Origin of the sequence: Brevibacillus sp. FIR094 (assembly GCF_050477165.1) — a bacterium.
Lineage (GTDB): Bacteria > Bacillota > Bacilli > Brevibacillales > Brevibacillaceae > Brevibacillus.
In genome coordinates this window covers 56252-63378 of the sequence record NZ_JBEAES010000034.1, presented here as the reverse complement: position 1 = coordinate 63378, position 7127 = coordinate 56252, and the positions used below count along the sequence as shown (strand labels likewise).

Sequence of the window (7127 nt, the reverse complement as noted above, 5' to 3'; positions counted from 1 at the left end):
ACAAAAAACTGCACCTCCAACTGTTAGATGTGTCTAACAATTGGGGTGCAGTTCAGTGTTTTGGCTGGCTTTATTTTTTGAACGATCGATGGCGTAATTATTATCGCATGGTTAACACCACGTTGCCTTTCTTGTGCCCCAGTTTCACATAGGAGTGAGCCTTCGTGATTAGGGGTCTGACCTTTGTTTACTTGAACAAAAAACTTTACTTAAGTTAATTTATGTACTAATATAAATGAAAATAGAAATATGGAAAAAGGAGTACAAGATGGAAGGATTATCACTCCGTGAGAAAAAGAAAGCAAAAACCAAATTAGCCCTTCTGGACGCTGCCTTGGAGCTGATGGGTGACGGGAGCTTCCGAAATGTACTGGTGGATGACATTTGCGAACAAGCAGAGGTATCGAAGGTCACATTCTTTAAATTTTTCCCGCAAAAGGAAGAGCTCTTGATATATTACATGAGCATCTGGCAAGCAGAGTGCTTTGTTGAGCTACGGACTACGGGCAAGAGGGGATGGGAAGCCGTTCGGCATATTTTTGCCAAGGTTACGCGAGATAGTGTGAAGCAACCTGGGGTCATGCTTAGCCTTATCAGCTTTTTAGCCGAGCAAAAAATGCATCCGTGTGTACCGCTTTTATCTGATGCTGAATTGTATTTGCGCTTCCCCGAACATGAGGAGAGGGAAGCCATTAGAGCTACTAATCTTCATCAGATGTTGCAAAAGGGCGTGCAAGAAGCAGCCGAAGATGGTCAGCTTGCCCTTCACCTGTCAGAGGAGGAAGCCGTCATTCTGTTATTCTCGATGTTTTACGGAGCCTATCTGACTGCACATTTGTTTCATGTGTCTGATTATATGGGGTGTTACGAGCTGCACCTCAAATCTTTGATAAGGTAGGGGAGTCTGATGGCAAAAGTAGTTCCGGGGCGTTTTACAGCACAAGTGGAAGGACCTTTCGTCGTATTTATCATCGGGATGCGAATCAACAGTATGCTTGCGGTTCACAAGTGGATGCCAGTAGCCAACGCCATGGGAGGCATGATGCGTGAATTGTATCAGCACCCGGAGCTCGGACTGTTGGGTCACACTTCGCATTTTAATCTGCGTGAAATCACTCAAATCCAGTACTGGCGATCCTATGAGCACCTGGAAAATTACGCGAGAAAAAGCCACAATCATCTGAGCGCGTGGAGGAAGTTCAACCAAGCGGTAGGAACGGATGGAACGGTTGGGATTTTTCACGAGACGTACTTGGTTGATGCTGGAAAATACGAATGCCTTTACGGAAATATGCCTGTCTGGGGATTGGCCAAGGCAGGAGAGCATCTACCGGCAGTGGGAAAAAGGGAGACGGCACGCCGCCGATTGGGCGGTGAGAACGAGCCAGCGGTACCTACTCCTACACAATAAAAGCTTGTCGCAAACAAGCGACCCTTTCTTCTTTTTAGAGCGATGCAGCATTGGACTGACTGTCCAACGGCTGCAAGGTCTAAGGAAGAGAGGGTCGTTTTGTTCGAGAAAAACATGAAAGTACCATGACGTGATCCTTTGTATTTCTAACAGTAGTCAAAGGGGCATTTTTACAATAACCTTGGCACTTGCATGAATGTTGTATAGTTGATCAAGCAGGTCAGTCTTCGTCAGCGAAAGGGACTGACATTTCAATCATGAAGGAGGTTTTTTGCATGAAAGACTTGATTCGCATTCGGGGAGCAAGAGAAAACAACTTGAAAAACATTTCTCTCGAGATTCCCAAGCATCGTCTCGTGGTGGTAACCGGACCATCTGGATCGGGTAAATCGACGCTGGCACTTGATATTTTGCAACGAGAATGCCAACGACAATATATGGAGTCCAGTGGAATGTCATCTGAAGCACTAGCGAAGCCTCGTGTGGATTCGATCGAAGGACTGTCACCCTCCATTGCGATCAGTCAACATGTGACCAACCGTAATCCTAGATCGACAGTTGGAACCGTCACAGACATGTATACTTATCTGCGCACAGTCTATGAAAAGAAGGGGGAGAGGCGATGCCAGAAGTGTCACGCACCAATAGCACCTGCTGCCAATGGCAAAGAAACAGAAGCCGTCACATGTCCGGTATGTACCTATATTCATCTCCCTCTGACCAAAGCAGATTATTCGTTTAATACGCCCCAAGGTGCTTGCCCGACTTGCAGTGGATTGGGAACGATCGTCGATATTGATGTGGAAGCCGTGTTTGATGAAACAAGGAGCATTCGGGAAGGAGCTGTTACCTTTTGGTACGAGGCGATTAATGAATATCAGGCCAGCGTGCTTGCGGCGGCAGGAAAACATTACGGCTTGCTGATGAATCTGCCATTGAACGAATACAACGAAGCCCAGTGGGATCTGCTCAAATATGGCGTAGAGAGCGAGGAGTTTTCTCAACACTTCCCTTCTGTTCATCCCCCGAAAACGGTAGGAAAGGGAAGGTTTAAAGGTGTGATCACAGGGATGTGGCAACGCTATAGGGAAAAAGATGGACAATCGGGTGAAGCTGCTTACTTTCTGACCCAACCTTGTCACGACTGCCATGGTGAGAGGTTAAAGGAGGAGAGTCGCCTCGTGACAGTCGAAGGCAGGACGCTGCCGAGCCTATCCAAGAGCTCATTGGAGGAGCTGGGGGATTGGGTGGAGAGTGTGCATGTACGAGCTGCCCGTGAAGGAGACACGATTTTGGAGGCTGTCCTTCACGATTTGCTCATCAAGATCAGGCGCGTCATCCATGTGGGGCTAAGCTACTTGACCCTCGATCGACAAGCTATCTCTCTATCTGGCGGTGAAGCACAGCGATTGCGGCTCGCTTCCATTCTCGGTTCTGGCTTGACTGGCGTTCTTTATTTGCTGGATGAACCAACATCGGGTCTGCATCCAAAGGACACGGATGGACTCGTGAAGGTCATGAAGGAGTTGCGTGATTTGGGCAACACGGTACTGCTCATCGAACATGACCAACGAGTGATTCAAGAAGCGGATCATGTGATTGATGTGGGTCCAGGAGCAGGACGTTTTGGAGGCGAAATCGTAGGGCAAGGTTCACTGAAAGAATTGCTGAACCAACCGCATTCTGTCACAGGCCGCTACTTGAAAGAACAGAGAGTGCTGTCGTCCAAAGAGCGCAAGGGAACAGGCGAGTGGATTACTATTGAAGGGGCTACGTTGCACAATTTGCGCGATGTGACGATATCGTTCCCACTGGGAAGGCTGGTAGCAGTTTCGGGTGTCTCTGGCTCGGGTAAATCGACACTCGTCTACGATTTGCTGGCAGCGGCTGCCGAGAAGCGAACGGGAAAAATAGCAGGATGCCGCGCAATTACGGGACTCGAAGCCATCCAAAGCGTCATAACAGTGGATCAGTCGCCACTATCACGTATGCAGCGTTCCAATGTCTCCACGTACGTCGACTTGTATACGCTCTTGCGCAAAATATACGCTACCTTGCCCACAGCCAAAAAGCGTGGTTTGGATGCCAAACACTTTTCATTCAATACGCCGGGCGGAAGATGTGAGCGCTGTGAGGGACTAGGGCGAGTGGAAGTGGACATGCATTTTCTAGCTAACTTGCAGGTCGTCTGCCCGGATTGTCGTGGAAAAAGATTTCGTTCAGAGGTCTTGGAGGTAACGTACCAAGGCTATTCCATTTCCGATATATTGATGCTTAGTATTGAGGAGAGCCTCTCCCTGTTTAGCGAGCAAAAGAAGATGACGCAATTGCTGACCCTGCTGTGTGAGGTAGGACTCGGCTACTTGCAATGGGGGCAGTCCGTGACGACCTTGTCCGGTGGTGAAGGACAACGGTTGAAGCTGGCTAGGGAGCTGAGTGCATCTTCTACAGGACATACGCTGTATCTACTGGATGAGCCATCGACAGGACTTCATCCAATTGACGTCGAGAAGCTCCATGTACTCTTGAGCAAATTGGTCGACGCCGGAAATACAGTGATTATGGTCGAGCACAACACAGAATTGATCGCCGCTTCTGACTGGGTGATTGATATGGGACCTGGAGGAGGTAGTTCTGGAGGGACCGTGGTTGCGAGCGGAACACCAAAAGAAGTGGCAGCCACGAAAGAGTCGAATACCGGAAAGTTTATCCACTAATCGAATGCGCATCGATACAAAAAGGTCGCCCAGATTCTGCTGTGGGCGACCTTTTTGCTGTCAAAAGTCAGGTAAACGATCCAAATTGTTTTCCTTGATTCCGTCTGGCTCACTCCGCAGAATGTCTCTCCCATACTTGTGAAACACGTCTACATGAGCCAGCTTGCCAGCCTTTGCATCGTTGAGTGCGGTGATATAATCGAGCTCACGACCTGAGTCTGTTTTAAAGGCAATCAAGTCTCCATCGTCGTTTTTCCTGACGGCCACGATTTGCTCTTTTCCTGTATTCGTCAGTGGGCTGTTATCTCCATTTTCCTGGATCGCCTGTTGTTCTCCCTCATTTTTGTAGGCTTCATAAATTCGTTCAAAGCTCCGTTGATCCATGCATCATCCCTCCTCATCAATAGGGTGCCTAAAATAGAGGAGAACATGCATTCGTTTTTTACTTTCGGGGGCTATGCTCGTTGGGCACTTAGAGGAAGTAAGGTCGCTGCTATGCGCTCATATTTTTCCTGATCGTGGATGCGGTAGTACAGGCTCCGCAAAAAGTTTTTCACATTGATTCGCCCCGTATAGGCTTCGATCGAATAGCCACTATCCAAACGATTCGCAAAACTTCGAACCCATCCATCGATATCATCCAAGGAGAGTTCATCACGATTCCAGACAGAAAGGACAGCAGTCACCAAGCGCTCATCTTCTTCGTACGCATAAACTGATTTCGCCTCTGTGATTGTTTCACGGATGACTCCGAGAATTTGCTTCAGGTCAGTCTGATCCAGTTCACTGCATTGGGCCAGGTCATCGAGAGCGTCAGCAGCATGAGCGGTAGCATGCGCCCAGCCCTTTTCTTCCACATACCCTCGCAGGTCTGCTTCTTGCCGTATGTAAGAGAAAAGTTTGTCTTTCACGTAAAGAATCGCTTCTTTGGCGAGAAAAGGATGATTCCGATGCAGGATCAGGATAAGGGGAAGCAATAAAACAGAAAAGGAGCGAGTGAATACCGAGTCCGTCCCATTTTCGCCTATCCGATAAAATAAATGCTGGTCGTCGAGTGCAATCGCTAGCAGCTCTTGTAGTTGTTCAGGGGAGAGCACACCTTCCTCTATCCAATGAGAAAACGTGGAATAAATGAGCTCATCACGAAGTTGGGGATCGGGTGAACCGATGTGCGTCACCATTTCGAGCGCCAATTCAAAAGCATGTGGCGGCGCCAGAAAGCTATTCGCCCGAATCGCGAGCAAGGTTTCTTTTAATGCCATCATCTCAGCTCCTTTTATTTCCCTAATTTTACAACAATTATTGTGGCGACGGAATAAAAAGTGAAGAGGGCAGATTCGCCGATACCTGCCCTTTCTCTACAAGGTGCTTCACTCATTCGGTTGTCAGGCGCAGCAGCCAGTCTTTCAAGTCAACGATACGCAAAGTTTGGGGCCCCGTGGTGGTCCCGGTTACCAGCAGGGGAACGAGTGAGTCTACCTCGTGCAAGGAACCGTGTGCCGCTCCGCCGATATGAGTGGGAGAGCTTTCGGTAATGAGCTCATGCCCAGGCTGAACAGTAACGACCACATATCTGCCCTCATGCGAATTCATTGCACCGTAGAGCCTCGCCAAAACATCCGGATATTTCCCATACGTGATCCGGTTCTTGTTCATGGTCATATCGAGCAGACGCGGGTCACCGCTGAAGGTCCATGTTTGACCATATGGATCGATAAAGGGACCGTTTGGTTGATAAATAAACTCTCGGTTGATCTTGCCTGCTGAAACAATAATCCTTTGGTCGTCTTTTCTTGCGATGATGTCCAGCTTTGGTTCACGCTGCAATCGTTTTACGATATCGGGTAATGGAATACGCGGGTCCAAGGCATAAATATAGGCCATCCGTTCGTTAGTCGAAATTACGATTTGGTCAGTAGGGGTGACAGGCTTACTGATTTTGGCTATTTGATAGTCGGTCAATAAGTTGCGCAAGTCAATAGTAGCGGCCTTGCGATCATCCAGAACAGCGCTCTGGCCACTGTCTCCCATGACGATCCACCGCGCTTCTTTGATTGCCTTATCCCACGAGCCAAATGCATTGAGTACGGCTTGAAGCGCTTTATCCGCTTTTTCAATCCCTTCGATCGTAGCGGGTCCTTTCTTATGTACTTCCATATCATTTTCCGGCAAGTAGGTGATGGTAAGAGGGGGGAGCTTCTTGTTGGCGATGAGATAGGCAGCCTCTTGCGCGGAAAACTCATCATTCATCCCGTATTTTCGCCAAATACGCTTTTCACTCTTTTGATTCGGATCCAGCTGGGCAAATGTTGCATACGACATCAGTTTTGGTCCGGTCACATTCAGTTCGCCAGGCAAACGCGTGCCGAAATCAATGAGACGGGGGATTTGTAAGGTGTGTGGCGTTTTACCTCGCCATAGAATAGCATTGATGGAAGCCGTATCCTTGCCTTTTTCCGCCAATTCTTCATGGATGGTTTTCGTATCACGATTGAGCTGGACCAGGTTCAATTGATGAAGGATATCAAGTAGCACTTGTGGCTGATCGATCTTTAGACCTTCTTTGGGACCATACCCGTAATAAATCATCCTCTTTTCCTTGTTGCTGAACCACGATAATCCCGGTACATGATGCTCATTGGCATACGTTCCTGTAAGGAGTGTGCTGTCGATAGTTACCGACATGGTGGGAAAAGAACTCACTATTTGCGGGTAATAGCGCCCGTTTGCAAGCAAATAACCTAGAGCAGGAGCGCGGCCTTGCCGGATCGCTTCTTGTAGTGGTTTGTCCATTAACGAATCAATGAGAATGAACAGGACAGGCTTTTGCGATTCATTTCTCTCAGCTGCGGGTTGAGCCCTAAGGCTATGCTGACGGATTTGGGAAGCTGAGTCTGGCTTGCAGCTGATGACAGTCAGACTCAGCGCCAACAGGAGAAGGATGGCGTATGTGAATCGCGACTTCATGTTTCCATTCCTTTTTTGTGAATTTGGTTTTT

At 48.3% G+C, this 7127-nt stretch carries 6 protein-coding genes; 3 read left to right on the top strand and 3 right to left on the bottom strand.

Annotation, left to right across the window (positions count from 1 at the left end):
• Positions 1-268: 268 nt before the first annotated feature.
• The 3 genes from ACQ5DJ_RS24205 to uvrA all read left to right on the top strand — a co-directional run bounded on the left by ACQ5DJ_RS24205 (position 269) and on the right by uvrA (position 4128).
• Positions 269-898, top strand: coding sequence for a TetR/AcrR family transcriptional regulator (locus tag ACQ5DJ_RS24205; protein WP_429844647.1), 630 nt, complete (start codon positions 269-271; stop codon positions 896-898).
• Positions 899-907: 9 nt separating this feature from the next.
• A complete protein-coding gene (locus ACQ5DJ_RS24200) occupies positions 908-1411 on the top strand; it encodes a DUF4188 domain-containing protein (RefSeq protein ID WP_429844646.1) in 504 nt (167 codons plus the stop codon).
• A gap of 275 nt (positions 1412-1686) precedes the next feature.
• Complete coding sequence (uvrA, locus tag ACQ5DJ_RS24195) at positions 1687-4128, top strand: excinuclease ABC subunit UvrA (protein ID WP_429844645.1); 2442 nt, start codon at positions 1687-1689, stop codon at positions 4126-4128.
• 60 nt (positions 4129-4188) lie between these two features.
• Here the strand turns inward: uvrA and ACQ5DJ_RS24190 are convergent, their stop codons facing one another.
• The 3 genes from ACQ5DJ_RS24190 to ACQ5DJ_RS24180 all read right to left on the bottom strand — a co-directional run bounded on the left by ACQ5DJ_RS24190 (position 4189) and on the right by ACQ5DJ_RS24180 (position 7095).
• Positions 4189-4512, bottom strand: coding sequence for a DUF3892 domain-containing protein (locus ACQ5DJ_RS24190; protein WP_429844644.1), 324 nt, complete (start codon positions 4510-4512; stop codon positions 4189-4191).
• A gap of 71 nt (positions 4513-4583) precedes the next feature.
• On the bottom strand, positions 4584-5393 hold the full coding sequence (locus ACQ5DJ_RS24185) for a DUF2785 domain-containing protein (protein WP_429844643.1): 810 nt from the start codon (positions 5391-5393) through the stop codon (positions 4584-4586).
• Between the two features lie 109 nt (positions 5394-5502).
• Positions 5503-7095: an alkaline phosphatase family protein gene (locus ACQ5DJ_RS24180; protein ID WP_429844642.1), complete on the bottom strand. Its 1593-nt coding sequence runs from the start codon at positions 7093-7095 to the stop codon at positions 5503-5505.
• Positions 7096-7127: the final 32 nt, after the last annotated feature.